Origin of the sequence: Microbacterium sp. 71-36, from assembly GCF_001898305.1 — a bacterium.
Taxonomy (GTDB): domain Bacteria; phylum Actinomycetota; class Actinomycetes; order Actinomycetales; family Microbacteriaceae; genus Microbacterium.
On record NZ_MKTP01000001.1, the window covers coordinates 113,586 to 139,073 of the forward strand.

The following is a 25,488-nucleotide window of genomic DNA, read 5'->3' on the forward strand; positions in this document are numbered from 1 at the left end:
GCCCGGCGGCCGACAGTGTTCACTCCCCCGTGAGCTCGCCGATCAGGGCCTCGACGCGGCCGCGGATGTCGTCGCGGATCCGGCGCACGGTCGCGGGGTCCTGACCGGCCGGGTCGTCCAGCTGCCAGTCCTCGTAGCGCTTCCCGGGGAAGATCGGGCACGCATCGCCGCAACCCATCGTGATGACCACGTCCGACTCGCGGACGGCATCCACCGTCAGGATCTTCGGGGTGTTCCCGGCGATGTCGATGCCCTCTTCGGACATGACCTCGATCGCCACGGGGTTGATGTGCTCCTTGGGCTCGGAGCCGGCGGACAGCACGTCGATGAGGTCGCCCGCGAGGTGCTGCAGGTAGCCGGCGGCCATCTGCGACCGGCCGGCGTTGTGGACGCAGACGAACAGGACGGTGGGACGGGACATGGGTTCTTCCTCGGGGTCAGGCGGCCCGCACGTGCGGGAGCAGGGCGTCGATGCGGCGGGAGATCTCGTCGAAGGCCGCGTCGAAGGCGTCGCGGGTCCCGACGCGCACGGGGTCGGGGATCGACCAGTGCAGATCGGTGGATGCCACGGACTCGCGCGCGCGATCGCACACGGTGATCCGCAGGTCGTCGGGCTGTGCGATGTCGTCCAGCGTCTTCGGATGGGCGCGCGAGAGGTCGAGACCGTGGGCCGCGGCCACGGCGACGGCACCGGGTGCGACGCCCTCGGCCGGCAGTGTTCCGGCGGAGGCGGCGTCGATCGCCGCGTGCGCGCGCCAGACGTGCTCGGCGAGCTGCGACCGGGCGGAGTTCGCGGTGCACACGAAGAGCACGCGCGGAACCCGGATGTCGAGGTCGCTCGCTTCCGTGGGCATCGCGTCGGTGACGAGACGCACGTAGCTGCGCCGCCCGTCCCCTTCGGAGCGGCGACGCTCGACGAGTCCGGACGTCTCGAGAACCTTGAGATGGTGGGCGAGCAGATTGGATGCCAGTCCCAGGCGCTCCCCCAGCTCGCGCGGCGACCGGTCGCCGAGGGCGAGGGCGTCGACCACGCGCAGCCGCGCGGGGTCCGCGAGCGCGGCGTGCCGCGCGGCGCGGAGCTCCAGGGAGCGAACGGACATTACTCAATGATGATTGAGGTAAATGCGGAATGCAACTCCCGCCTCCGATGTCGGAGGTCGCCGCTACCGTGCGGCGCATGACCCGAGCGATCTTCCACACCGCCACGACCCTCGACGGCTACCTCGCGACCGACGACGACTCGCTCGACTGGCTGTTCGCGGTTCCCGGCGCGCGCGAGGCCGAGGCCGCTTTCGCCGGTTTCCTCGCCGGAGTCGGTGCCCTCGCCGAGCTGGTCTACTCCGTGGGTTCGACGGTCGTGCCCGAGACCTGACGCGGGGTCAGCTCCGTCCACCCGCCGCCGAACTTCGCGGCGCGACCGTCGCCCGATGACGTGCCGGTCAGGCGTCGTCGTACCCACGGCGCGACGTGCTCGCGATAGTAGGCCGTGCCCTTCAGCCGCTGGATCTCGGGGATGTCCGGCAGGTGCCACCACTCCCCCGGCGCCGTGAGGCCGACGGATTCCAAGACACGGGCGGCCACGCGGTGGTGGCCGCGGGCGTTCATGTGGAGCCGGTCGACCGACCAGAACTCCGGCCCCGCCAGCTCGCGGTCGAACCAGTTGTACGCCCTGATCAGGTCGGGCCGGGACCCGAGCCGTTCCTCGACCGCGTGCGACAAACGGTCGCCTCGGTTCTGGACGACCCGGCCGAGCGGCAGGCCCGCCGAGGGATTCGCGCCGGAGAGGACGATGAGCTGCACTCCCTCCTCGTCGCAGCGGCGGAGCACGTGCTCGAAGACGTCGACGATCCGGTCGACGCCCGTGCGGGGCCGCAGCATGTCGTTCCCTCCGCCGTTGAACGACAGGTGCGTCGGCTTCAGGGCGAGTGCCGGCTCGAGTTGTTCGTCGACGATCGGCTGCACGAGCTTGCCGCGGATCGCGAGGTTCGCGTACTGGATCGGCTCACCGGTGGCATCCGCCCACCCCTGCGCCGCGAGATCCGCCCAGCCCCGGACGGTGCCGTCGGGGAGTTCGTCGCCGACGCCTTCGGTGAACGAGTCGCCGATCGCGACGTACCGCACGGATGCCATCCCGCCAGCCTACGCGCGCCGCGGCGGACGCAGACGTCGAGCGTGAAAGCCAGGCTTCGGGGCGTGATCCGTGCGTTGGGGCGGAGAATGCGCGCCCCAACGCACGCAATGCGCCCCAAACCCGTCGAGCCGGGGTCCGAGCGTTAGCCCTCGGCCAGCGCCCGGCCGCGCTCCTCGCGGAGGAACAGCGCCGCGACGACGGCGACCGCGAAGAACGCCGCGAACACCACGAACAGCAGCGGTGCGCCGCCGAGGCCGAGAAGCGGCGGCACGCTCAGCGGAGCGACGATCGATGCGATGCGACCCACACCCGCGGCCCAGCCCGCACCCGTGGCCCGGAGAGGCGTGGGATACGTCTCGGGGGTCGCGGCGTACAGAGCGCCCCACGCGCCGAGGTTGAAGAACGACAGCGCCATCCCAGCGGCGATCACGGCGACCTCGCCGGATGCCGTTCCGAAGAACACCGCGGCGACCGCGGAACCGGCGAGGAAGGTCGCGAGGGTCGCCCGGCGGCCCCAGGCCTCGATGAGCCAGGCGGCCACCGCGTATCCGGGGAGCTGCGCGAGCGTGATGACGAGGGTGAACCCGAACGAGCGGACCAGGTCGTACCCCTGCGACACGAGGATCGTCGGTATCCAGATGAACGCCCCGTAATACGAGAAGTTGACGCAGAACCAGAGCACCCACAACGCCGCGGTGCGCCTGCGCAGCGGCCCGGCCCACAGGGCGCGCACCCGCGCGCGGGTCGCGCGGGGCCCCTCGTCTACCTCCGTCGCGGCCGGAGTGAACGACACCCGACCGGCGGCGGCCTCGAAGTCGCGCACGATGGCCGAGGCCTCGGCATCCCTCCCCCGGCTCGCGAGCCACCGGGGCGACTCGGGAAGCCCCCACCGCACCAGGAGCGCGTAGGCCGCGGGGATCGCACCGAGCGCGAACGCCCAGCGCCACCCGTCGGCGGATGCCGGGACGACGAGGTAGCCGATCAGTGCAGCGGCCGTCCATCCGATCGCCCAGAACGCCTCGAGGAAGACGATCACACGTCCACGCATGCGGGCGGGGGCGAACTCGCTCACGTACGTCGACGCGACCGGCAGTTCGGCGCCGAGGCCCAGGCCCACGACGAACCGCAGCACGAGTAGCGCCGCAAGGCCCCCCACGAGCGCGCTCGCCCCCGTCGCGATGCCGTACACGAGCAGCGTGAGGGCGAAGACGTGGCGCCGCCCGAATCGGTCCGCCAGGAGGCCCCCGAGGCTCGCTCCGATCGCCATCCCGGCGAACCCGGCGGAGGCGATCCAGGATGCCTCGGTCGGAGCCAGCTGCCACTGCGCAGCGAGCGCGGCGATGACGAACGAGATGAGCCCGACGTCCATGGCATCCAACGCCCACCCGAGACCCGACCCGCCGAGCACGCGGGCATGGCGTCGTGTGAACGGGAGGGCGTCGAGGCGGTCCGCGATGCGCGCGACGTCGGTCGAGGTCGTCACCGGATGCCGGCGGTCTCGGACTCGGCGAGCATCTCGTGCACGAGCGGGAGGACGCGCGTGCCGTACAGCTCGATGCTCGACATCAGCCGGTCGTGCGAGATCGAGCCGCTGGCGAACTTCAACTGGAAGCGGGAGTTGCCCAGCGCCCGAACGGTCGCGGCGATCTTTCGGGCGACCGTCTCGGGCGAACCGATGTACATCGCCCCCTCGGGGCCGACGTCGTGCTGGAACCGCAGGCGAGTGTACTCGGGCCACCCGCGCTCACGGCCGATCGTGTTGTTGAGCTCGGCGACGCCCTCGTACGCCTCTTCCCACGCCTGCTGGTCGGTCTCGGCGATGTGCCCGGGCGAGTGCACCGAGATCGGCATCCGCGGCTTGCCGAACTCATCCAGCGACCGGCGGTACAGGTCGGCGAAGGGGCGGAAGCGGGCGGACGAGCCGCCGATGATCGCCAGCACCAGGCCGTACCCGTACCGTGCGGCGCGCACGACCGACTCGGGCGAGCCGCCGACGCCGACCCAGGCCTTCAGACCGTTCTCGGTCTTCGGGTAGACGTCGGCGTCCTGCAGGGCGGCACGCGTGCGTCCCTGCCAGCTCACCGGCTTCTCGTCGAGGAGCAGCGAGAACAGCTCCAGCTTCTCCTCGAACAGCTGCTCGTAGTCCCGGAGGTCGTAGCCGAACAGCGGGAACGACTCGATGAACGACCCGCGGCCGAGGATCACTTCGGCGCGGCCGTTCGAGACGGCATCCAGCGTGGCGAAGCGCTCGAAGACACGCACCGGGTCGTCCGAGGAGAGGACGGTGACGGCCGTGCCGAGGTGGATGTCCTTCGTGCGCGCCGCGGCGGCCGCGAGCACGATCTCCGGGCTCGTGACGGCGAAGTCCTTGCGGTGGTGCTCCCCCACGCCGAAGAACGACAGGCCCACCTGGTCGGCGAGGACGGCCTGATCGACGACGTTGCGGATCGTCTGGGCGTCGGACTGCAGGCTCCCGTCGGGGCCGCGGGAGATGTCTCCGAAGGTGTCGAGTCCGAGCTCGAGCGGGCGATCGTTCATGGCGTCTCCTTGCATTCGGATGAATGAACTTTATGCCCCCCGGCGGTATTCCCGAGAATCGGGGCGCCCTCTCCCGAGAGCGCCCCGATTCCGATCACGCGGATGCCAGAGCCGCGCGCAACGTATCCAGGCCGACGCCGCCGATTCCCAGCGCCTTCGTGTGGAACGCCTTCATCGAGAAGTCGGCGCCGTCGCGCTCGCGCGCCTCGTCGCGCACCTGCTCCCAGATGCGCTGGCCCACCTTGTAGGACGGGGCCTGCCCCGGCCACCCGAGGTACCGGTTGACCTCGAACTTCACGAACTCCTCGGGCATGTTGACGTTGCGGAGCATGAACGCCAGCGCATACTCGTGGTCCCAGACGCCCTCGCCGTCGAGACGCGGCTTGCCGAGGTGCACGCCGATGTCGAGCACGACGCGCGCCGCACGCATGCGCTGACCGTCCAGCATGCCCAGACGGTCGGCGGGGTCGTCGAGGTAACCCAGCTGCTCCATGAGCCGCTCGGCGTACAGCGCCCAGCCCTCGGCGTGACCGCTGGTCCCCGCGAGGAGGCGGCGCCACGAGTTCAGCTGTCCGCGGTTGTACACCGCCTGCGCGATCTGCAGGTGGTGGCCCGGAACGCCCTCGTGATAGACGGTCGTCAGCTCGCGCCACGTGTCGAAGCTCTCGACGCCCTCGGGCACCGACCACCACATGCGGCCGGGACGCGAGAAATCGTCCGTCGGGCCGGTGTAGTAGATGCCGCCCTCCTTCGTGGGGGCGATCATGCACTCCAGGCGCCGGATCGGGTCGGCGATGTCGAAGTGGGTGCGCCCCAGCTCCTCCACCGCGCGGTCGCTGGTGCGCTGCATCCACTCCTGGAGGGCCGCGGTGCCGTGGAGCTTGCGCGACTCGTCCTGCTCGAGGAACGCGACGGCCTCTTCGACCGTGGCGCCGGGGAGGATCTCGTTCGCGATCGACTCCTGCTCGGCGACCATGCGCGCGAGTTCCTCGACGCCCCACTCGTACGTCTCGTCGAGGTCGATCGTCGCGCCGAGGAACCGCCGCGAATGCAACGCGTACAGTTCTCGGCCGACGCCGTCGGTCTCGCCCGCCACCGGGGCCAGTTCCGACGTGAGGAAGGATGCCAGAGCGTCGTACGCGACACGCGCGGCACCGGCGTTCTGATCGAGGTCGCGGGCGAGCGACGCGGGCAGCTGCCCCTCCTCGGGGGCGGCCTCCCCCACGAACTCCGCGAAGAAACCGGTGTCGGAGGTGTACCGCGCGATCTGGGTGGCGACCTCCACGACCTGGCGGCGGGCGGGCACGACCCCTCGCGCGATGCCCTCGCGGAGCGTCGCGACGTAGCCGTCGATGGCGCCCGGGAGCGCCTTCAGACGGGTGGAGATCGTCGACCAGTCCTCGACGGTCGCGGTCGGCATGAGGTCGAACGCCTGACGCAGATCCTGTGCGGGAGAGGCGATGACGTTCACGTCGCGCAGATGCGTCTGCGCCGCGTGCAGCTCCAGGTGCAGGTCGAGCTCGCGGCCGAGGTCCATTCTCGTGACCTCGTCGATCGCGTCGACCGGCGTCGCGTTCTCGAGTGCCGCCTTGGTGGCCCGGGCCTGGTCGGCGAGCTCGTTCGCCCCCTCGGGGCTCAGGTCGCCGAAGCGGTCGTTGAACTCGGTGCGTCCGATGTAGGTGGCCAGCGTCGGCTCCCGCTCGGCCAGGGTGTCCACCCACGCGTCGGCGATCGTGTCGATCGGCGTGGGGGTGCGTTGTGAATCAGTCATGGGTCGAGCCTAGGGAAGCCCCGGGAGCCTGACCACCCGGGACGGCCGAACGCCGTCCCGGGGCGCGCGATCAGTGACCCGCTTCGTCCCAGTCCCCGCCGCGGCCGATCTGCACGTCGAGCGGCACCGACAGGTCGGCCGCGTCGGCCATACGGGCGCGCACGACCGCCTCGACCGCCTCCCACTCCCCCGCAGCGACCTCGACCACCAGTTCGTCGTGGATCTGCAGCAGCACCCGCGAACGGAGGCCGGCGGATGCCAGCTCGTCGCGGATGCGGAACAGCGCGATCTTCATGATGTCGGCGGCGCTGCCCTGAATGGGGGCGTTCAGAGCCGCCCGCTCGGCGTTCTCGCGCAGCACGCGATTCATGCTGGTGAGGTCGGGGAACGGACGGCGACGTCCGAAGATCGTCTCGGTGTAGCCGTCCTGACGCGCCTGTTCGACCGAACCGCGCAGGTAGTCGCGCACCGCGCCGAAACGGGCGAAGTACTCCAGCATGAGCTGTTTCGCCTCGGACTGCTCGATGCGCAGCTGCTTGGACAGCCCGAACGCGGACAGCCCGTACACGAGGCCGTACGACATCGCCTTGACCTTCGTGCGCATGGCCGGGGTGACCTCGGACGGCTCGACGCCGAACACGCGGGATCCGACGAAGCGGTGCAGGTCCTCCCCCGAGTTGAACGCCTCGATGAGGCCGGGATCGCCCGACAGATGCGCCATGATCCGCATCTCGATCTGCGAGTAGTCGGCCGTCAGCAAGGTCTCGTAGCCCTCGCCCACCTCGAAAGCGGCGCGGATGCGGCGGCTCTCCTCCGTGCGGATCGGGATGTTCTGCAGGTTCGGGTCGGTGCTGGACAGGCGTCCGGTCTGGCTGCCGGTCTGCACGTAGGTCGTGTGGACGCGACCGTCGGGTCCGATGGCCGCGTCGAGGGCGTCGATGATCTGCTTCAGCTTCGTGGCCTCGCGGTGACGCAGCAGCAGATCGAGGAAGGGGTGATGCGCGTTCTCCTGCAGGTCGGCCAGGGCCGCGGCATCCGTGGTGTACCCGCTCTTGGTCTTGCGCGTCTTCGGTAGCTGCAGCTCGTCGAACAGCACCTCCTGCAGCTGCTTCGGCGACCCGAGGTTGACCTCGTGTCCGATCGAGGCGTACGCCTGTTGCGCGAGCTCGTCGGCGCGCGCGGCCAACTCGCCGGAGAAGCCCGCGAGCTTCTCGTGCGACACCGCGACGCCCGCGAGCTCCATGTCGGCCAGGGCGCTGAGCGTCGGCAGCTCGATGTCGTCGAGGACCCCCGCGACACTGTCGGGCAGGTCGCCGCGCTGCGCGTCGGACACGCGACGCACGTACCAGGACAGCTGGCCCGGGGTGGCCCCCTCCGTCTCGGGTACCAGCTGAGTCGGGTCGGCCTCGGGAAGCTTCTCGCCGAGGTACCGGTCGACGAGGTCGGCGAGTGTCTTGTCGGGGAAGCTCGGGCGCACGAGCCAGCCGGCGAGGATCACGTCGTCGACGATCCCGCCCACGTCGATCCCCTCGCGCGCGAGCGCCTTGAGCTGCGGCTTGGCCGCGGCGAACGCCTTCGGGGCGTCGGAGGCCAGCCACCCGGCGAGGGCGTCGCGTACCGCGCCCGTCCACTCGGCCTCGGCCGCGGCGGTGTCGGTCGCGAGGCCGATCCGGGCCGGTGCCTTCCCGAACAGATCGACCGTCACGCCGACGGTACCCGTCGCTTCGGCCGCCCAGGCGGCGATCGCGTCGGCGCCGAGGACCGCGGCCGTGGGCGCCTTCGCGGTGGGCAGCGTCGGCTCGGCGGACGCGGGGTCGGCGTCGAACGCGTCGAACACGCGCGGGAGCAGCGTGCGGAACTCGAGGCGCGCGAAGATGTCGCGCACCGCTTGGGTGTCGATCGGCTGCACCACGAGGTCTGCGGGCGACTTCTCCAGCTCGACGTCGCGGAGCAGGCGGTTCAGCGCGCGATTGCGCTTCACGTCGTCGAGGTGTTCGCGCAGGTTGTTGCCCGCGACGCCGGTGATCTTGTCGGCGTTCTCGAGCAGTGCTTCGAGCGAGCCCCACTGGGTGAGCCATTTCACCGCGGTCTTCTCCCCCACCTTGGGGACGCCCGGGAGGTTGTCGCTCGTCTCGCCGACGAGGGCGGCGATCTCGGGGTACTGCGCCGGCGGCAGGCCGTACTTCTCGATGACCGCGTCGGTGTCGTAGCGCTTGAGCTGCGACACGCCCTGCACGTTCGGGTACAGCAGGGTGATGTCGTCGTTCACGAGCTGGATCGTGTCGCGGTCGCCCGAACAGACGAGCACAGAGAATCCGGCGTCGGAGGCCTCGGTGGCGAGGGTCGCGAGGATGTCGTCGGCCTCGACCTCTTCTTTCGTGAGCACCGCCACGTTCAGCGCGCGCAGGCAGTCCTGCAGCAGCGGGATCTGCCCCTTGAACTCGGCCGGGGATTCGCTGCGATTGGCCTTGTACTCGCTGTACTCCTTCGTGCGGAAGGACTGGCGTGACGTGTCGAACGCCACCGCCAGGTGGGTCGGCTTCTCGGCCTTCACCAGGTTCACGAACATCGACAGGAACCCGTAGATGCCGTTGGTGTGCTGGCCGTCCTTCGTGGAGAAGTTGTCGACCGGCAGCGCGTAGAACGCCCGGTACGCCAGGGAATGGCCGTCGACGACGAGGAGAGTAGGCTTTTCGGCATCCGTCACTCGTCCAGCGTAACGAGAACCTCGGACACTCCCCCGGCCCCGGCTCCTCGAAGGCGACGATGACCTCCACGACACCCGACACCGCATCCGGCCTCGACTGGGCGAAGGAGCGCGGAATGGGCGCCCTCGCCGAGAAGATGGGCATCGAGTGGGTCGAGTTCTCGGTCGAGCGGAGCGTCGCCACCATGCCCGTCGAGGGCAACACACAACCGGTCGGGCTGCTCCACGGCGGTGCCTACGTCGTCCTGGGCGAATCCCTCGGATCGATGGCCGCGAACCTCTACGCCGGCGCCGGACGTCTCGCGGTGGGCATCGACATCAACGCCACCCACACGCGCTCGGCCACCTCGGGCCGCGTGACGGGCGTGTGCACGCCCATCCACCTCGGTCGTTCGCTCACCGTGCACGAGATCGCGGTGTCCGACGAGCAGGGCCGCCGCTGCTCGACGATCCGGATCACGAACATGATCAAGGATGCCCCGCCCCGACCGGCCTGACACCTCGTCAGCCGGGAAACAGGAATGGATGCCACCGAAGTGGCATCCATTCCTGAAGAGTCCGGCGCTCAGGCCTTCTTGGGGGCCAGCTGCTCGATGATGGCCTTCGCCACGTCCTGCATCGTGAGGCGGCGGTCCATCGAGGCCTTCTGGATCCAACGGAAGGCCTCGGGCTCGCTCAGCCCCATCTTCTCGTTGAGGAGTCCCTTCGCGCGGTCGACGAGCTTGCGCGTCTCGAAACGCTCGACCATGTCGGCGACCTCGGCCTCGAGGGTGATGATCTGCTCGTAGCGGGCCAGCGCGATCTCGATCGCGGGCAGCAGGTCGTTCGGGGTGAAGGGCTTCACGACGTAGGCCAGCGCGCCGGCCTCGCTGGCGCGCTCGACCAGCTCCTTCTGGCTGAACGCCGTCAGGAGGACGACCGGGGCGATGTGGTTCTTGCTCAGCTTCTCGGCGGCGCTGATGCCGTCGAGCTGCGGCATCTTGACGTCCATGATGACGAGGTCCGGGCGCAGTTCCGTGGCCAGCTGGACGGCGGTCTCGCCGTCACCGGCCTCGCCGACGACGTCGAAGCCGTTGTCGCGCAGGATCTCGACGATGTCGAGACGGATGAGCGACTCGTCTTCCGCCACGACGACACGGCGGGGGGCGGTGGGCGCGCTCACCGGCGCGGCTTCGTGATCTGTCACGGTTCCATCCTAAGACTGTGGCTGCGAGGATCACGCGAACGGTGATCTCGGAGTGCGGCACCGGGAAGCACCGCGGGGGAAAAGGATACCGACTCGACCCCGGGCGGGAGCCGATTCCTCCATCGTGCCGGTGGTGGGACTCGAACCCACACGCCCTTGCGGACAGAGCATTTTGAGTGCCCCGCGTCTGCCATTCCGCCACACCGGCAGGTGTATGCGTCCCCAACCTACCCGGCGGGAACGACGACGCGCGCCGGCGGACCGGCGCGCGTCGCCCTGGATCAGTTCTCTCGGTAGACCGGAGCCGCGCCGTGCACGGCGTCGCCCACGCGGTGCACGCGCAGGTCATTGGTCGAACCGACGATTCCGGGAGGCGAACCGGAGATGACGACGACCTTGTCGCCGACCTTCGCGAGGTCGTTCGACAGGAGGTAGTCGTCCACCTGGAGGAACATCTTGTCGGTGTGCGACACGTGCTCGACCAGGGTCGAACGCACGCCCCACGTCAGCGCCAGGCGGCGGCGGATGCCGGGCTCGGGCGTGAACGCGATCATCGGGATCGTGGAGCGCAGACGCGACATGCGGCGCGCCGAGTCTCCCGACTCGGTGAAGACGCAGAGGTACTTCGCCTCGACGAAGTCGGCCACCTCGACGGCGGCGAGGGTGATGGCCCCGCCCTGCGTGCGCGGCTTGTTGGTGAGGGGCGCGATGCGCTCCAGACCGTGCTCCTCGGTGGACTGCACGATGCGGGCCATCGTCTCGACCACGACGACGGGGTACGCACCCACGCTCGTCTCGCCCGAGAGCATGACCGCGTCGGCACCGTCGAGCACGGCGTTGGCCACGTCGCTGGTCTCGGCGCGGGTCGGAACCGGGTTGGTGATCATCGACTCGAGCATCTGCGTGGCGACGATGACGGGCTTCGCCATACGGCGCGACAGCTCGACCGCGCGCTTCTGCACGATCGGCACCGCCTCCAGCGGCAGCTCGACACCGAGGTCGCCGCGGGCGACCATGATGCCGTCGAACGCGTCGATGATCTCCTCGAGGTTGTCGACCGCCTGCGGCTTCTCGATCTTGGCGATGACCGGGATGTACCGGCCCTCTTCGCCCATGATCTCGTGCACGCGCTCGATGTCCTTGGCATCCCGCACGAAGGACAGCGCGATGAGGTCGGCGCCGGCACGCAGGCCCCAGCGGAGGTCGGCCTCGTCCTTGTCGCTCAGCGCGGGGACGTTGACGGCGACACCGGGGAGGTTGATGCCCTTGTTGTTGGACACCGGGCCGCCGACGATGACCTTGGTGGTCACGACGGTGCCGTCGGTCTCGACGACCTCCACGCGGACCTTGCCGTCGTCGATGAGGAGGAAGTCGCCGGGCTTGACGTCCTGGGGCAGGCCCTTGAACGTCGTGCCGACGATCTCCTTCGTGCCGAGGATGTCCTCGATCGTGATCTTGAAGATGTCGCCGGGGGCGAGGTCGTGCGGACCGTTCTCGAACTTGCCGAGGCGGATCTTCGGACCCTGGAGGTCGACGAGGGCCGCGACCGGGCGGCCCGCGTCCTCTGCCGCCTTGCGCACGTTGGCGAAGTTGGCATCGTGCACGGAGTAGTCTCCGTGGCTCAGGTTCAGTCGGGCGACGTCCACCCCGGCGTCGATGATGGCGCGAACCATCTCATACGACGACGTGGCGGGGCCGAGGGTTGCGACGATCTTGGCGCGTCTCATCCGTTTTCAAGCTCCGTGAGGATATTCGGGAAGTGGCCGATCGGCCCTTGCCAGCTTAGGCGGGCAGGAGGCCGATGGCGACATCGGTGGGCTTGACGGGTGCCGGGAGCACCGTCTCGCCCATGAGGAACGTGTCGACCTCGGCGGCCGCGGCGCGGCCCTCCGCGATCGCCCACACGATGAGCGACTGACCGCGCCCGGCGTCACCGGCGACGAAGACCCCCGGAGCGGTCGTCGCGTACGTGGCGTCGCGCTCGACGTTGCCGCGCGCGGTGAACTGCGCGCCGAGCTGCTGCTCGAGGTACTCGCGCTCGGGGCCGGTGAAGCCCATGGCGATGAGGACGAGATCGGCGGGGATCTCGCGCTCGGTGCCGCTCTTGGGGACGCGGCGGCCGTCGACGTACTCCGTCTCGGCCACGCGCAGCGCCCGCACCTCGCCCGCCTCGTTGCCGAGGAACTCCACCGTCGAGGCGAGGAACGTGCGCTCCCCGCCCTCTTCGTGCGCGGAGGCCATCTCGAACAGGTTCGGCATCATCGGCCACGGCTGCTCGGCCGGGCGCTCCGACGGCGGCTGCTTCCCGATCGCCAGGTTGGTGACGCTGAGCGCTCCCTGGCGGTGCGCGGTCCCGATGCAGTCCGCGCCGGTGTCGCCGCCGCCGATGACCACGACGTGCTTGCCGTGCGCGGTGATCTGCTGCGGCACCTGGTCGCCCGCGACGGCCTTGTTGCCCTCGACGAGGTACTCCATCGCGAAGTGCACGCCGTCCAGGTCGCGGCCCGGGATCGGGAGGTCGCGCGGGACCGTCGACCCGGTGGCCACCACGACGGCGTCGTAGCGGGCGCGCAGGTCGCTCCACGAGATGTCGGTGCCGATCTCCACGCCCGCGCGGAAGCGGGTGCCCTCGGCCTGCATCTGCCGCAGCCGCAGCTCGAGGTGCCGCTTCTCCATCTTGAAGTCCGGGATGCCGTAGCGCAGCAGGCCGCCGATGCGGTCGTCGCGCTCGTAGACGGCCACCGTGTGACCCGCACGGGTGAGCTGCTGGGCGGCGGCGAGGCCGGCGGGACCGGACCCGACGACGGCCACGGTCTTCCCCGTGAGGCGCTCCGGCGGCTCGGGCTCGACCCAGCCGTTGCCGAACGCCTCATCGATGATCGAGACCTCGACCTGCTTGATCGTGACCGCGGGCTGGTTGATGCCCAGCACGCACGAGCTCTCGCACGGCGCGGGGCACAGCCGGCCGGTGAACTCCGGGAAGTTGTTCGTCGCGTGCAGACGCTCGATCGCGGAGCGGCCCTCGCCGCGCCAGGTGAGGTCGTTCCACTCGGGGATCAGGTTCCCGAGCGGGCAGCCCTGATGGCAGAACGGGATGCCGCAGTCCATGCACCGGCCGGCCTGGCGCTTGATGACGGCCGAATCCCCCGGCTCGTACACCTCTTTCCAGTCCATGATGCGCACCGGCACCGGCCGACGCTTCGGAAGCTCGCGCTCCGTGACCTTGAGAAAGCCCTTCGGGTCAGCCACCCGTCACCTCCAGAATGCGCTTCCAGACGACGTCGCCGTCGGGGTCGAGCCCCTCGGTGACAGCCTCCTGGCGGGTCTGCAGCACAGCGGCGTAGTCGCGCGGCAGCACCCGGACGAAGTTCTCCACCTCGGCCTCGAAGTCGTCCAGCAGACGACGGGCCAGCGTGGAATCGGTCTCCGCGACGTGCTTCTCGAGCAGGTCGCGCAGGATCTCGGCATCCCCCGAACCGAGGGGTCCGAGTTCGAGCTCACCGGATGCCACGGCCTCCCGGTTCACCAGGTCGGTGTCGAGCTTGTAGACGTACGCCTGTCCGCCGGACATGCCGGCGCCGAGGTTGCGGCCGGTCGCCCCGAGGATGACGGCGAGACCACCGGTCATGTACTCGAGCGCGTGGTCGCCCACACCCTCGACGACCGCGGTGGCGCCGGAGTTGCGGACGAGGAACCGCTCCCCCACGACACCGTTGAGGAACATCTGCCCCTGTGTCGCGCCGTAGCCGATGACGTTGCCGGCGATGACGTTCTCGGATGCCGCGAACGTCGAGCCGCGCGGCGGACGGACGACGATCTTCCCCCCGGAGAGGCCCTTTCCGACGTAGTCGTTCGAGTCGCCCTCGAGGCGCAGCGTGATGCCCGAGGGCATGAACGCGCCGAAGGACTGTCCCGCGGAGCCCGTGAGGCGCACGTCGATCGACCCGTCGGGCAGACCGTGCTCTCCGTGCGCCTTGGTGACGTGATGGCCGAGCATGGTCCCCACGGCGCGCGCGGTGTTGCGCACGGGCAGCTCGATCGTGATCTGACCGCCGTGCGCGACGACGTCCTGCGCGCGCTCCAGGAGCTGCACGTCGAAGTGCTCCTCGAGCTCGTGGTTCTGCGCGCGGGCGTGACGACGCGGCTCGTCGTCGGCGAAGCGCGGACCCTCCAGGATGGGGGCGAGGTCGAGACCCCGCGCCTTCCAGTGCTCCACGGCGCCGTTGACGTCGAGGAGCTCGGTGCGGCCGACGATCTCGTCGATCGAGCGGTAGCCGAGGGCGGCGAGGTACTCGCGCACCTCCTGCGCGATGAACTCCATGAAGTTCACGACGTACTCGGCCTTGCCGTTGAACCGCTGACGCAGGACGGGGTTCTGCGTCGCGACGCCCACGGGGCAGGTGTCGAGGTGGCAGACGCGCATCATGATGCAGCCGGAGACGACCAGCGGAGCGGTGGCGAAACCGAACTCCTCGGCGCCGAGGAGGGCGCCGATGATGACGTCGCGGCCGGTCTTCATCTGACCGTCCACCTGCACCACGACGCGGTCGCGCATGCCGTTGAGCATGAGCGTCTGCTGCGTCTCCGCGAGGCCCAGCTCCCACGGCGTTCCCGCGTGCTTGAGCGAGTTCATCGGGCTCGCACCGGTGCCGCCGTCCTGCCCGGAGACGAGGATGACGTCGCTCAGTGCCTTCGCCACACCCGCGGCGACCGCGCCGATGCCCGACTGGCTGACGAGCTTGGTGTGGATGCGGGCCGACGGGTTCGCGCGCTTGAGGTCGAAGATCAGCTGCTTGAGGTCTTCGATCGAGTAGATGTCGTGGTGCGGCGGCGGCGAGATCAGCCCGACGCCCGCCGTCGCGTGACGGGTGCGCGCGACCCACGGGTACACCTTCGTCGGCGGCAGCTGACCGCCCTCGCCGGGCTTGGCGCCCTGAGCGAGCTTGATCTGGATGTCGTCCGCCTCGGTGAGGTACAGGCTTGTCACGCCGAATCGACCGGAGGCCACCTGCTTGATGGCGCTGCGGCGCGCGGGGTCGAGCAGGCGGTCGACGTCTTCGCCGCCCTCGCCCGTGTTCGACTTCCCGCCGATGCGGTTCATCGCGATCGCGAGGGTCTCGTGCGCCTCCTGGGAGATGGAGCCGTAGCTCATGGCCCCCGTGGAGAAGCGCTTCACGATCGCCGACACCGACTCGACCTCGTCGATCGGAACGGGCGGCCGCTGACCGGTGCGCAACGAGAACAGGCCGCGCAGGGTTTTCAGCTCGTGGGCCTGGTCGTCGATGAGCTTCGTGTACTCGCGGAAGATGTCGTAACGGCGCTCGCGCGTGGCGTGCTGCAGACGGAACACGGTGTCGGGGTTGAACAGATGCGGGGCACCGTCGCGACGCCACTGGTACTCGCCACCGGTCCACAGGCGCTCGTGCGCGCGGGCCGCGGCGTCCTCGGGGTAGGCGTACTCGTGCCGCGCGGCGTTCTCCGCCGCGATGACGTCGAGCCCCACGCCGCCGAGCTTGGTCTCGGTGCCGGTGAAGTAGGCGTCGACGAACTCGCGCGAGAGGCCGACCGCCTCGAACACCTGCGCGCCCGCGTAGGACGACACGGTCGAGATGCCCATCTTCGACATGATCTTCAACACGCCCTTGCCGAGCGCGTAGATCAGGTTCTTGACGGCCTTCTCGGGGGTCACGCCGGTGATGAAGCCGGCCCGCACGAGGTACTCGACGGTCTCCATGGCGAGGTACGGGTTGACGGCGGACGCGCCGTACCCGATGAGGGTCGCGATGTGGTGCACCTCGCGCACGTCGCCCGCCTCGACGACGAGCCCGACCTTCATCCGCGTCTCTTTGCGGATGAGGTGGTGGTGCACGGCGGCGAGCATCAGCAGCGACGGGATGGGAGCGAGGTCCTTGTTGGAGTCGCGGTCGCTGAGCACGATGAACTCGGCGCCGTCCTCGATCGCCTGGTCGACCTCGTTGCACATCTGCGTCAGACGCTTCTGCAGCCCCTTGTGACCGGCCTCGACCCGGTAGAGACCGCGCACCGTGACGGAGGACCGCCCGGGCAGAGCGGTGTCGATGTGCTGGATCTTGGCGAGCTCGTCGTTGTCGATCACGGGGAAGTCGAGCGTCACGGTGCGCGTGTGCTCCGGACCCCAGTCGAGCAGGTTGCGCTCGGGGCCGAGGCCGAGCGACAGCGACGTGACGACCTCTTCGCGGATCGAGTCCAGCGGCGGGTTCGTGACCTGCGCGAACTGCTGCGTGAAGTAGTCGAACAGCAGACGCGGGCGGTCGCTGAGCACGGCGACGGGAGCGTCGCTGCCCATCGCACCGAGCGGCTCGGTGCCGTTCTGGCCCATCGGCGTGAGCAGCAGCCGCACTTCCTCTTCGGTGTAGCCGAACGTGCGCTGGCGACGGGTGATCGAGGCGATGGGGTGCACGATGTGCTCGCGCTCGGGCAGCTCGCTGAGCTTGACGCGGCCGGCGTCGACCCACTCCTGCCACGGCTCGAGGGCGGCGAGGCTCGCCTTGATCTCCTCGTCCTCCACGATGCGGCGCTCGGCCGTGTCGACGAGGAACATGCGGCCGGGCTGCAGACGTCCGCGCCGCTTGATGCGCTCGGGCGCGAAGTCGAGCACGCCGGTCTCGGATCCGATGACGACGAGGCCGTCGGTGGTCTCGGTCCAGCGCCCCGGACGCAGACCGTTGCGGTCGAGGGTCGCACCCACGAGCGTGCCGTCCGTGAAGATCAGAGCGGCCGGGCCGTCCCACGGTTCCATCTGCATCGAGTGGTAGTCGTAGAAGGCACGGAGATCGGGGTCGATCGTCGCCTGCTTCTCGTACGCCTCGGGCACCATCATCATGATCGCGTGCGGGAGGCTGCGACCGGTGAGGGTCAGGAGCTCGAGCACCTCGTCGAAGGATGCCGAGTCGCTCGCTCCCTCCGTGCAGATGGGCAGCAGCGGACGCACGTCGCCGATCAGCTCGGATTCGAGCTGCGACTGACGCGCGCGCATCCAGTTGCGGTTGCCCTTGACGGTGTTGATCTCACCGTTGTGCGCGAGCATGCGCAGCGGCTGGGCGAGCGGCCAGGACGGGAACGTGTTCGTGGAGTACCGCGAGTGGACGACGGCGAGCTCGGAGGCGAAGCGCTCGTCCTGCAGATCGGGGTAGAACGGCTCGAGCTGCAGCGTGGTGACCATGCCCTTGTACCCGAGGGTGCGGCTGGACAGCGACACGAAATAGGCGTCGAGCTCGTGACGGGCGCGCTTGCGCAGGCGGTACACGCGGCGGTCGAGCGCGATGCCCGACAGCGCGGCCTGGTCGCCCACCGCGGGGTGCGAGACGAACAGCTGCTCGAATGCCGGGCGCGCCTCGAACGCGAGCTTGCCGAGGTTCTCGGGCTCGGTCGGAACCTCGCGCCATCCGAGGACCGTCAGGTTCTCGGCGGCGGCGAGCTTCTCGATGCCGGCCTTCTGCGCCGCCCGCTCCTCGTGACCGAGGGGCAGGAAGACGAGACCCGCGGCGTACTCCCCCACGGGGGGCAGGTCGAAGTCGACCACCGCGCGCAGGAACGCATCGGGCATCTGCGTCAGGATGCCCGCGCCGTCGCCGGTGCCGGCATCCGACCCGATGGCACCACGGTGCTCGAGGTTGCGGAGCGCCGTCAGCGCCAGGTCGATGATGTCGTGCCCGGGCGCGCCACGGAGCGTCGCCACCATGGCGAGACCACAGGCGTCCTTCTCGAATGCCGGGTCGTACATGCCCTGCCGGGCGGGGAAAGCGCCGCCGACGGCGCCGGAACGGGAGCTCGAAGCCATACCAACCGTCCTCACGTTGATGCTGCGAATGGGACGACGTCGGCCCAGGGAGTTACTTCGTGGCGGGGCTGCTTGTGGCGCTGGTGCCGACGGTGTCGTTCGTCGCGGGCGGCTCGCTCACGTCGACGAAGTCAGTGGGGTCGGTCGAGTCTACAGCCCCGGGAGCCTTGCCCTCGCGCCCCGGCTGGTACGGCGAGGGCTCCAGGCCGTGGTGGCGGCGCGTCTGCACGATGAAGATCACGATGCCGAGGACCACGCCGAAGATCGCGGCCCAGACGTTGGTCCGCAGGCCGAGGATGATGTCGCTCGGGTCGATCCGGATGGATTCCCAGACGATCCGGCCCGCGCTGTACCAGACGAGGTACACGGCGAACTGCTTGCCCCACTGCAGGGTGAACCGCTTCCCGACCCACAGGATGACCGCGGCGCCGAGCAGGTTCCAGATGACTTCGTAGGCGAAAGTCGGCTGGAAAAGAGTGCCGGCTGGCAGTCCGACGGGGATCGCCGAGTTCGGCGAGGCGATCTCGAGGCCCCACGGGAGGTCGGTCGGCTGGCCGAAGAGCTCCTGGTTGAACCAGTTGCCGAAACGGCCCATGGCCTGCGCGATGATGAGGCCCGGGGCCAGCGCGTCGGCGAAGGTCCAGAAGCGGATGCCGGTCCACTTGCAGCCGAGCCAGGCGCCCAGCGCGCCGCCGATCAGCGCGCCGTAGATGGCGATGCCGCCCTCCCAGATGGCCCACACGGAGCCGGGCTGGAACGGGTTCCACGGGTTGGACCCCGGGCCGAAGTAGAAGCCCAGGTGCGTGACCACGTGATAGATCCGCGCGAAGACGATCGCGATGGGCACCGCCAGCAGGCAGATGTCGATGACGACCCACTTCTCGGCCCCGCGACGCGTCAGGCGCGCGTTCGTGAGGAACACCGCCACGATGATGCCCGCGACGATGCACAGGGCATAGAAGTGGATGCGCAGGGGTCCGAGATCGATGTACGAGATCGAGGGGCTCGGGATGCTGGCGAGCACGCCGGAGGCGGCGCTCGAGAGGGCGAACGTCATGAAGACGAGTCTAAGCGCGCCGCGTCGTGCCGTCCGACAGCTCTCGGGCGAGCTCGCGCAGGGCGTCGACTCCGCCGTCGCGGAGGGCCTTCACGAGGGCCGTACCGACGATCGCGCCGTCCGCGTACTCGATGACCCCGGCCACCTGCTCCGCGTTGGAGATGCCGATGCCGACGCAGGCGTGCGCGGCTCCGTGGGCGCGGAGACGCTCCACGAGGCCGCGGGCCGCGGCATCCAGCTGCGCCCGCTCCCCCGTGATGCCCATCGTCGAGACCGTGTACACGAAGCCCGTCGAGGCCTTCACGATCATGTCGAGGCGCTCGTCCGTCGAGGTCGGCGCGGCGAGGAACACCCGGTCGAGGCCGGTGCGCTCGCTCACGGCGATCCACGCCGACGCGGCGTCCGGCGTGATGTCGGGCGTGATCAGCCCGGCGCCGCCCGCGGTGAGCAGGTCATCGGCGTAGCGTTCGACCCCGTACTGCTCGACGAGGTTCCAGTACGTCATCACGAGCACCGGCACGTCGGTGCGCGCGGTGATCTCGCGGATGATCGTGAAGAGGTCGCGCATGCGGAATCCGTTGGCGAGCGCCGTCTGCGTGGCCTCCTGGATGACGAGGCCGTCCATCACGGGGTCGCTGTAGGGCGGACCGAGCTCGATCACGTCGACACCGGACTCCGCCAGCGCGACGGCCGCTTCGATGCTCGTGGGGACGTCGGGGAAGCCCGCGGGCAGATACCCGACGAGGGCACCGCGGCCGGCGGCGTGAGCGGCGTCGATCGCCGCGGAGACGCGCGAGGTCACAGCTCGACCCCCGCACCGCTCGCGGCGTCCGGAGCCGGCGTGACCTCGACCGGCGAACCGGCGGCGGATGCCACGGCCTCGGCGCCCGCGGTCTGCGCGGGGCGGCCCTCGGGCGGCGGGGCGTGCTCGGCGTCGTACAGGTCGAAGTAGCGGGCGGCGGTGTCCATGTCCTTGTCGCCGCGTCCCGAGAGGTTCACCGCGATGATGGCATCCGGCCCGAGCTCCTTGCCGATGCGGAGGGCACCGGCCAGGGCGTGGGCGGACTCGATCGCGGGGATGATCCCCTCGGTGCGCGAGAGCAGGCGAAGGGCCTGCATCGCCTCGTCGTCGGTCGCCGGGATGTACTTCGCTCGGCCGATGTCGGCGAGCCACGCGTGCTCGGGTCCGACGCCCGGATAATCGAGGCCCGCGGAGATCGAGTGGGACTCGGTGGTCTGGCCGTCCTCGTCCTGCAGCACGTAGGTGCGGGCGCCGTGCAGCACGCCGGGGCGACCGCGCTCGATCGAAGCGGCGTGCTGGGGGGTGTCGACCCCGTCGCCGGCCGCCTCGACGCCGTAGAGGGCGACGCCCTCGTCGTCGAGGAACGCGTCGAACATGCCGATCGCGTTCGATCCCCCGCCCACGCACGCGAACACGGCGTCGGGGAGGCGTCCGAGGCGTTCGAGGAACTCGGCGCGGGTCTCCTCGCCGATGATCTTCTGGAAGTCGCGCACCATCGCCGGGAACGGGTGCGGGCCCGCGGCGGTGCCGAAGATGTAGTTGGTCGTCTCGACGGTGGACACCCAGTCGCGGTACGCCTCGTTGATGGCGTCCTTCAGGGTGCGGGAACCGGTGGTGACCGGAACGACCTCGGCGCCGAGGAGGCGCATGCGTGCGACGTTGAGGGCCTGACGCTCGGTGTCGACCTCGCCCATGTAGATGACGCAGTCCAGGCCGAAGAGGGCCGCGGCGGTCGCGGTGGCGACCCCGTGCTGTCCGGCACCGGTCTCCGCGATCACGCGGGTCTTGCCCAGACGCTTGGTGAGGAGCGCCTGGCCGAGGACGTTGTTGATCTTGTGCGAGCCGGTGTGGTTCAGGTCTTCACGCTTGAGGAACACCCGGGCACCCCCGGCGTGCGCGGCGAAACGGGGCACTTCGGTGAGCACCGACGGGCGCCCGGCGTAGTCGTGCAGCAGGGCCTTCAGCTCCGCGAGGAATTCGGGATCGGCCATCGCGGCCTCCCACACCCCGGTGAGCTCGTCGATCGCGGCGATCAGGGATTCGGGCATGTAGCGGCCGCCGAAGTCGCCGAAGAACGGCCCCTTCTGGTCGCGCAGGCTGACGGTGGTCATGCAGTCTCCTGGAGGAACGCGCGGAGGGTCGCGACGGGATCGCCGGTCACGAGCGCCTCGCCGACGAGGACGACGTCGGCGCCGGCGGCGCGGTAGTGGGCGACGTCGGCGGGGGCGAGGACAGCGGATTCGGCGATCTTCACGGCATCCGCGGGGAAGCGCTCGGTGAGCGAGCCGAAGAGGTCGCGGTCGAGCTCGAAGGTCGAGAGGTTGCGGGCGTTGACGCCGATGAGCTTCGCGCCCAGCTCGCCCGCCCGCTCCAGCTCGTCGGCGGAGTGCGTCTCGACGAGCGCAGCCATGCCGAGGTCGGTGGCGAGACGGTAGAGCTCGGTGAGCGTCTTCTGGTCGAGCGCCGCGACGATCAGCAGGACCAGATCGGCGCCCGACGCGCGGGCTTCGAGCACCTGGTACGGGGTCGCGAGGAAGTCCTTGCGCAGGACCGGAACCGACACCGCGGCGCGGACGGCCTCAAGGTCGGCGAGGCTGCCCTTGAACTTCCGCCCCTCGGTGAGGACCGAGATCGCGGAGGCGCCGCCCTCTTCGTACAGGCGGGCCTGGCGTGCCGGGTCGGGGATCGCGGCGAGATCCCCGCGCGAGGGGCTCGCCCGCTTGACCTCGGCGATGATCTTCACGCGGTCGGCGGGGGCGAGCATGGCCAGCGCATCCCGCGCAGGGGTCTGCGCGAGCGCGTCGCGCTCGACGGCGGCCAACGGCCGTGCTTCGGCGCGCCGTTCGGCGTCCTCTACCGCTCCGGCCGTGAGATCGGCCAGCACGGTCAGTGGGCCTTCGGGTTCGACTTCGCGCCGTTGGCGCCGTAGCCCGCCTTGGTCATCGCCCAGCCGACGATGGCGCCCACGAGCAGGAGGCCCACCGAGGCCCACACGAGGACCGGCATGTCGAGCCAGAAGAACAGCGTGCCCAGCGTGATCGCGAGGAGCATGATGATCACGGCCGTCCAGGCGGCGGGCGAGTGTCCGTGGCCGGGATCGCCGATGGGGTTGCTCATGAATCTCCTTCGAGTCGCGCGCGAGCGCGGGGAACAGCGTGCGACCAGTCTATCGAAGCGCGGCGGCGGGACCCCGCCGACCTCTCGATATCGACCGAAGGTCTCGGTCAGGCCGTGGGGTCGGAGCCCCGCGACAGGTCGTCCCACGAGTCGATGGCGTCGTGGGGACGGGAGGCGTCCGCAGGCGCGTCGGCGGCGGTGCGGTACTTCCGACCCGCGCTCCCCTGCCACCGCCGGGCCGTGACGAGCGCGAACACCGCTGCGGCGGCCAGGATCAGCTCGGCCAGCAGCGTGACCGCGGGCCACGGGGTGAGCGCCATGGACGCCACGAGGTCGGCGACGGCATCCGTTCCCGAGATCCCGGTCGCTTTCGTGACCGTCGCCGCGGTCGCCGAGACCGGCAACGTGAGGAGCAGGACGGCGGTCGCGACTCCCACGGCCCCCGCGATCGCGAGCGCGATGACGCCGAGCACGTAGCGCAGCACCGGACCGACGATCGACAGCGCGGCACCGAGGGCCAACGCGGCGAGGCTGAGGGGTGTCAGCACCGGCACCGCGTCGGAGCCCGGCACCGCGAGGGTCTGCTGAGCGCCGTCGGCGAGGGTCACGTCGATCCACGTCTGGGTCGACGAGATGACGCCGAGAGCGCCGGCGAGAAGCATCCCGACAACGGACAGCGAACGCGCTCGGCGCATCAGAGCTGCCCCACGACGGGTTCGAGGTCGGTGGCGTCGAAGCACGTGTGGTCGCCGGTGTGGCAGGCGGCTCCGACCTGGTCGACCTCCAGCAGCAGGGTGTCGCCGTCGCAGTCGAGACGCGCACCCTTGACGATCTGGATGTGCCCGGACGTGTCGCCCTTGCGCCAGTACTCCTGGCGCGAGCGCGACCAGAACGTCACGCGGCCGGTGGTGAGCGTGCGGCGCAGGGCCTCGGCATCCATCCACCCGACCATGAGCACCTCGCGCGTGTCGAACTGCTGGACGACCGCGGTCGCGAGTCCCTGGTCGTCGTACTTCACACGGTCGAACGCTTCGACGTTCATCGGCGCACCTCGATCCCCTCGGCCGCCATCGCGTCCTTGACCTGGCCGACCGTGAGCTGGCCGGAGTGGAACACGGATGCCGCGAGCACGGCGTCGGCGCCCGCCTCGACGGCCGGGGCGAAGTGCTCGAGAGCGCCCGCGCCGCCCGAGGCGATCACCGGCACCGCGGCGACCTCGCGCATGAGGCGGACGAGCTCGAGGTCGAAACCCTGCTTGGTCCCGTCGGCGTCGATGGAGTTGACCAGCAGCTCGCCGGCACCGCGTTCGACGGCCTCGCGAGCCCAGTCGAGCGCGTCGAGCGTCGTCTCGGTGCGGCCGCCGTGGGTCGTCACGACGAAGCCGGAGGGGGTGGATGCCGCGCGCTTCACGTCGAGCGACAGCACGACCACCTGCGCGCCGAAGCGGTCGGCGATCTCGTCGATCAGCGCCGGGCGGGCGATCGCCGCGGAATTCACGCCGATCTTGTCGGCGCCGACGGAGAGCAGGCGGGCGACGTCCTCGGCGGAGCGGACTCCTCCGCCGACGGTCAGCGGGATGAAGACCTGTTCCGCGGTGCGGCGGACGACGTCGTAGGTCGTGGAGCGCTCGTCGACGGTCGCGGTCACGTCGAGGAAGGTGATCTCATCGGCGCCTTGGTCGAAGTACAGCTTCGCCAGCTCGACCGGGTCGCCCATGTCGCGCAGGTCGAGGAAGTTCACGCCCTTCACGACGCGGCCGGCGGCCACGTCGAGGCACGGGATGACGCGGCGGGCGAGCGTCATCAGAGCCTCGCGGCGAGGATCTCGGTCACCAGGATCGCCCGGGCGCCGATCGCGTACAGCTCGTCCATGACGCGGTTGACGTCGCGGCGGGGGCTCATCACGCGCACGGCGACCCACTCGGGGTCGCGGAGGGGCGAGATCGTCGGCGACTCCAGGCCGGGAGCGACGGCGATCGCCTGCTCGACGAGAGCGGCGGGGAGGTCGTAGTCGATGAGCACGTATTTCCGAGCGGCCAGGACACCGCGCAGGCGCCGGAGCAGCGTCTCGGTGCCCTCGACCTCGTTCGGGCCGGAGATCAGGACCGCGTCCGATTCGAGCAGCACAGGACCGAAGATCTCGAGCCCCGCCTGGCGCAGCGTCGTCCCGGTCGAGACGACGTCGGCCACGGCATCCGCCACGCCCAACTGCACCGCGGACTCGACGGCGCCGTCCAGCGGCACGATGTCGACGGCCACGCCGCGCTCGTCGAGGAACGCGTCGACGAGGCCCGGGTAGGCGGTGGCGACGCGGAGACCCTGCAGGTCCTCGACGTCGGTGAACCGGCCCGGCCGGCCGGCGAAGCGGAACGTGGAACCGGCGAAGCCGAGCGACTCGACCTCGCGGGCGCCCGGCATCCGGGCGTCCAGCAGCAGGTCGCGCCCGGTGATGCCGACGTCGAGGGCCCCGGAGCCGACGTACGTCGCGATGTCACGCGGGCGGAGGTAGAAGAACTCGACCTCGTTGACGGGGTCGACGGTGTACAGGTCTTTCGAGTCGCGACGTCCGGTGTATCCGGCCTCCGAGAGCATCTCGGCGGCGGTCTCGGCGAGCGACCCCTTGTTCGGCACGGCGATTCGCAGCATGACGGGGGCTTTCGTGGTTCGTGAGCGAGAGGGGGAAGGCAGCGGCTCAGAGATGTCGGTAGACGTCTGCGAGCGTCAGGCCCTTCGCGAGCATGAGCGTCTGCAGGTGGTACAGCAGCTGCGAGATCTCCTCGGCTGCGGCCTCGTCGGACTCGTACTCGGCAGCCATCCAGACCTCGGCGGCTTCCTCGACGATCTTCTTGCCGATGGCGTGCACGCCGGCATCGAGCTGGGCCACGGTTCCGGAGCCGGCGGGGCGCTCGACGGCCTTGGCACTGAGCTCGGCGAACAGGTCGTCGAAGGTCTTCACCTGTCTAGGGTATCGGCTCGGCGGCGCCCCGGCTGTCGGCACGGTCTGCCCCCGGGTGCCGTGCGGCGTTGTGCGTCATGCTTCACCGCGATAAACGGCATCCGCGACGAGAAACGACGGGACGTCCAGTTTCACGCCGCCGATGCCGTTTATCGCGGGAGGGGGATGACGGCGAGGGCGGGGGT

General features: G+C 70.0%; 23 protein-coding genes and 1 tRNA gene. 2 read left to right on the plus strand and 22 right to left on the minus strand.

Annotation, left to right across the window (positions count from 1 at the left end; all coding sequences use genetic code 11):
• Positions 1 to 19: 19 nt before the first annotated feature.
• Positions 20 to 421 carry an arsenate reductase ArsC gene (locus BGO45_RS00555; RefSeq protein WP_292689932.1) on the minus strand — a complete coding sequence of 134 codons (402 nt, stop codon included), beginning with the start codon at positions 419 to 421 and terminating at the stop codon, positions 20 to 22.
• Between the two features lie 16 nt (positions 422 to 437).
• Positions 438 to 1,100, minus strand: a complete 663-nt coding sequence (locus tag BGO45_RS00560; RefSeq protein ID WP_292689934.1) for a MarR family transcriptional regulator — start codon at positions 1,098 to 1,100, stop codon at positions 438 to 440.
• Between the two features lie 77 nt (positions 1,101 to 1,177).
• On the opposite strand from BGO45_RS00560, the gene BGO45_RS00565 reads away from it, so the two are divergent.
• A complete protein-coding gene (locus tag BGO45_RS00565) occupies positions 1,178 to 1,372 on the plus strand; it encodes a hypothetical protein (protein ID WP_292689937.1) in 195 nt (64 codons plus the stop codon).
• Here the strand turns inward: BGO45_RS00565 and BGO45_RS00570 are convergent.
• The 5 genes from BGO45_RS00570 to polA all read right to left on the minus strand — a co-directional run bounded on the left by BGO45_RS00570 (position 1,336) and on the right by polA (position 9,147).
• Positions 1,336 to 2,130: an SGNH/GDSL hydrolase family protein gene (locus tag BGO45_RS00570; protein WP_292689939.1), complete on the minus strand. Its 795-nt coding sequence runs from the start codon at positions 2,128 to 2,130 to the stop codon at positions 1,336 to 1,338. The genes BGO45_RS00565 and BGO45_RS00570 overlap by 37 nt on opposite strands.
• A 143-nt stretch (positions 2,131 to 2,273) precedes the next feature.
• Positions 2,274 to 3,614, minus strand: a complete 1,341-nt coding sequence (locus BGO45_RS00575) for an MFS transporter (RefSeq protein WP_292689941.1) — start codon at positions 3,612 to 3,614, stop codon at positions 2,274 to 2,276.
• Positions 3,611 to 4,669, minus strand: coding sequence for an LLM class flavin-dependent oxidoreductase (locus tag BGO45_RS00580; protein ID WP_292689943.1), 1,059 nt, complete (start codon positions 4,667 to 4,669; stop codon positions 3,611 to 3,613). Before BGO45_RS00580 ends, BGO45_RS00575 begins: the two co-directional genes overlap by 4 nt.
• Positions 4,670 to 4,763: 94 nt before the next feature.
• Positions 4,764 to 6,440, minus strand: coding sequence for a DUF885 domain-containing protein (locus BGO45_RS00585; protein WP_292689944.1), 1,677 nt, complete (start codon positions 6,438 to 6,440; stop codon positions 4,764 to 4,766).
• A gap of 70 nt (positions 6,441 to 6,510) precedes the next feature.
• On the minus strand, positions 6,511 to 9,147 hold the full coding sequence (gene polA, locus BGO45_RS00590; RefSeq protein WP_292689945.1) for a DNA polymerase I: 2,637 nt from the start codon (positions 9,145 to 9,147) through the stop codon (positions 6,511 to 6,513).
• A 59-nt stretch (positions 9,148 to 9,206) separates the two neighbouring features.
• Here polA and BGO45_RS00595 point away from each other — a divergent pair, with 59 nt between their 5' ends.
• Positions 9,207 to 9,644 carry a hotdog fold thioesterase gene (locus BGO45_RS00595; protein WP_292689947.1) on the plus strand — a complete coding sequence of 146 codons (438 nt, stop codon included), beginning with the start codon at positions 9,207 to 9,209 and terminating at the stop codon, positions 9,642 to 9,644.
• A 68-nt stretch (positions 9,645 to 9,712) separates the two neighbouring features.
• Here BGO45_RS00595 and BGO45_RS00600 read toward each other — a convergent pair whose 3' ends face one another.
• The 15 genes from BGO45_RS00600 to BGO45_RS00670 all read right to left on the minus strand — a co-directional run bounded on the left by BGO45_RS00600 (position 9,713) and on the right by BGO45_RS00670 (position 25,303).
• On the minus strand, positions 9,713 to 10,333 hold the full coding sequence (locus tag BGO45_RS00600; RefSeq protein ID WP_076490530.1) for a response regulator: 621 nt from the start codon (positions 10,331 to 10,333) through the stop codon (positions 9,713 to 9,715).
• Between the two features lie 125 nt (positions 10,334 to 10,458).
• Positions 10,459 to 10,541: transfer RNA gene (locus tag BGO45_RS00605), tRNA-Leu, on the minus strand.
• Positions 10,542 to 10,614: 73 nt separating this feature from the next.
• Entirely contained in the window at positions 10,615 to 12,060 is a 1,446-nt protein-coding gene (pyk, locus tag BGO45_RS00610) for a pyruvate kinase (RefSeq protein ID WP_292689950.1), read from the minus strand.
• Between the two features lie 55 nt (positions 12,061 to 12,115).
• Positions 12,116 to 13,582, minus strand: a complete 1,467-nt coding sequence (locus tag BGO45_RS00615) for a glutamate synthase subunit beta (RefSeq protein WP_292689953.1) — start codon at positions 13,580 to 13,582, stop codon at positions 12,116 to 12,118.
• A complete protein-coding gene (gltB, locus tag BGO45_RS00620) occupies positions 13,575 to 18,152 on the minus strand; it encodes a glutamate synthase large subunit (RefSeq protein WP_292689954.1) in 4,578 nt (1,525 codons plus the stop codon). Before gltB ends, BGO45_RS00615 begins: the two co-directional genes overlap by 8 nt.
• Positions 18,153 to 18,204: 52 nt before the next feature.
• Positions 18,205 to 19,209 carry a prolipoprotein diacylglyceryl transferase gene (gene lgt, locus BGO45_RS00625; RefSeq protein WP_076490526.1) on the minus strand — a complete coding sequence of 335 codons (1,005 nt, stop codon included), beginning with the start codon at positions 19,207 to 19,209 and terminating at the stop codon, positions 18,205 to 18,207.
• 10 nt (positions 19,210 to 19,219) lie between these two features.
• A complete protein-coding gene (trpA, locus tag BGO45_RS00630) occupies positions 19,220 to 20,011 on the minus strand; it encodes a tryptophan synthase subunit alpha (RefSeq protein ID WP_292689957.1) in 792 nt (263 codons plus the stop codon).
• Positions 20,008 to 21,342, minus strand: a complete 1,335-nt coding sequence (gene trpB, locus BGO45_RS00635; RefSeq protein ID WP_292689959.1) for a tryptophan synthase subunit beta — start codon at positions 21,340 to 21,342, stop codon at positions 20,008 to 20,010. The genes trpA and trpB overlap by 4 nt, the downstream gene beginning before the upstream one ends.
• Positions 21,339 to 22,115 (minus strand): indole-3-glycerol phosphate synthase TrpC, encoded by a 777-nt coding sequence (gene trpC, locus BGO45_RS00640; RefSeq protein ID WP_292689961.1) that lies wholly within the window; start codon positions 22,113 to 22,115, stop codon positions 21,339 to 21,341. The genes trpB and trpC overlap by 4 nt, the downstream gene beginning before the upstream one ends.
• Positions 22,116 to 22,117: 2 nt before the next feature.
• Positions 22,118 to 22,348, minus strand: a complete 231-nt coding sequence (locus BGO45_RS00645) for a DUF6704 family protein (RefSeq protein ID WP_292689962.1) — start codon at positions 22,346 to 22,348, stop codon at positions 22,118 to 22,120.
• A gap of 107 nt (positions 22,349 to 22,455) precedes the next feature.
• Entirely contained in the window at positions 22,456 to 23,010 is a 555-nt protein-coding gene (locus BGO45_RS00650) for a Trp biosynthesis-associated membrane protein (protein WP_292689964.1), read from the minus strand.
• A gap of 32 nt (positions 23,011 to 23,042) precedes the next feature.
• On the minus strand, positions 23,043 to 23,390 hold the full coding sequence (gene hisI / locus BGO45_RS00655) for a phosphoribosyl-AMP cyclohydrolase (protein WP_292689966.1): 348 nt from the start codon (positions 23,388 to 23,390) through the stop codon (positions 23,043 to 23,045).
• Positions 23,387 to 24,151 carry an imidazole glycerol phosphate synthase subunit HisF gene (gene hisF / locus BGO45_RS00660; RefSeq protein WP_292689968.1) on the minus strand — a complete coding sequence of 255 codons (765 nt, stop codon included), beginning with the start codon at positions 24,149 to 24,151 and terminating at the stop codon, positions 23,387 to 23,389. The genes hisI and hisF overlap by 4 nt, the downstream gene beginning before the upstream one ends.
• A complete protein-coding gene (gene hisG / locus BGO45_RS00665; protein WP_292689971.1) occupies positions 24,151 to 24,993 on the minus strand; it encodes an ATP phosphoribosyltransferase in 843 nt (280 codons plus the stop codon). The genes hisF and hisG overlap by 1 nt, the downstream gene beginning before the upstream one ends.
• A 46-nt stretch (positions 24,994 to 25,039) precedes the next feature.
• Positions 25,040 to 25,303: a phosphoribosyl-ATP diphosphatase gene (locus tag BGO45_RS00670; protein ID WP_022877496.1), complete on the minus strand. Its 264-nt coding sequence runs from the start codon at positions 25,301 to 25,303 to the stop codon at positions 25,040 to 25,042.
• Positions 25,304 to 25,488 lie beyond the last annotated feature (185 nt).

What these genes read in the sequence shown, in the direction of transcription:
- BGO45_RS00645 (WP_292689962.1), bottom strand. Translation starts at nt 22,348, where the DNA reads ATGAGCAACCCCATCGGCGATCCCGGCCACGGACACTCGCCCGCCGCC.
- hisG (WP_292689971.1), bottom strand. Translation starts at nt 24,993, where the DNA reads ATGCTGCGAATCGCCGTGCCGAACAAGGGGTCGCTCGCCGAGACCGCC.
- BGO45_RS00560 (WP_292689934.1), bottom strand. Translation starts at nt 1,100, where the DNA reads ATGTCCGTTCGCTCCCTGGAGCTCCGCGCCGCGCGGCACGCCGCGCTC.
- BGO45_RS00580 (WP_292689943.1), bottom strand. Translation starts at nt 4,669, where the DNA reads ATGAACGATCGCCCGCTCGAGCTCGGACTCGACACCTTCGGAGACATC.
- BGO45_RS00565 (WP_292689937.1), top strand. Translation starts at nt 1,178, where the DNA reads ATGACCCGAGCGATCTTCCACACCGCCACGACCCTCGACGGCTACCTC.
- BGO45_RS00650 (WP_292689964.1), bottom strand. Translation starts at nt 23,010, where the DNA reads ATGCTTCTCGCCGGCGCTCTCGGCGTCATCTCGTCGACCCAGACGTGG.
- BGO45_RS00585 (WP_292689944.1), bottom strand. Translation starts at nt 6,440, where the DNA reads ATGACTGATTCACAACGCACCCCCACGCCGATCGACACGATCGCCGAC.
- hisF (WP_292689968.1), bottom strand. Translation starts at nt 24,151, where the DNA reads ATGACGCTCGCCCGCCGCGTCATCCCGTGCCTCGACGTGGCCGCCGGC.
- trpB (WP_292689959.1), bottom strand. Translation starts at nt 21,342, where the DNA reads ATGACCACCGTCAGCCTGCGCGACCAGAAGGGGCCGTTCTTCGGCGAC.
- BGO45_RS00555 (WP_292689932.1), bottom strand. Translation starts at nt 421, where the DNA reads ATGTCCCGTCCCACCGTCCTGTTCGTCTGCGTCCACAACGCCGGCCGG.
- BGO45_RS00595 (WP_292689947.1), top strand. Translation starts at nt 9,207, where the DNA reads ATGACCTCCACGACACCCGACACCGCATCCGGCCTCGACTGGGCGAAG.
- hisI (WP_292689966.1), bottom strand. Translation starts at nt 23,390, where the DNA reads ATGAACGTCGAAGCGTTCGACCGTGTGAAGTACGACGACCAGGGACTC.
- BGO45_RS00570 (WP_292689939.1), bottom strand. Translation starts at nt 2,130, where the DNA reads ATGGCATCCGTGCGGTACGTCGCGATCGGCGACTCGTTCACCGAAGGC.
- gltB (WP_292689954.1), bottom strand. Translation starts at nt 18,152, where the DNA reads ATGGCTTCGAGCTCCCGTTCCGGCGCCGTCGGCGGCGCTTTCCCCGCC.
- pyk (WP_292689950.1), bottom strand. Translation starts at nt 12,060, where the DNA reads ATGAGACGCGCCAAGATCGTCGCAACCCTCGGCCCCGCCACGTCGTCG.
- lgt (WP_076490526.1), bottom strand. Translation starts at nt 19,209, where the DNA reads ATGACGTTCGCCCTCTCGAGCGCCGCCTCCGGCGTGCTCGCCAGCATC.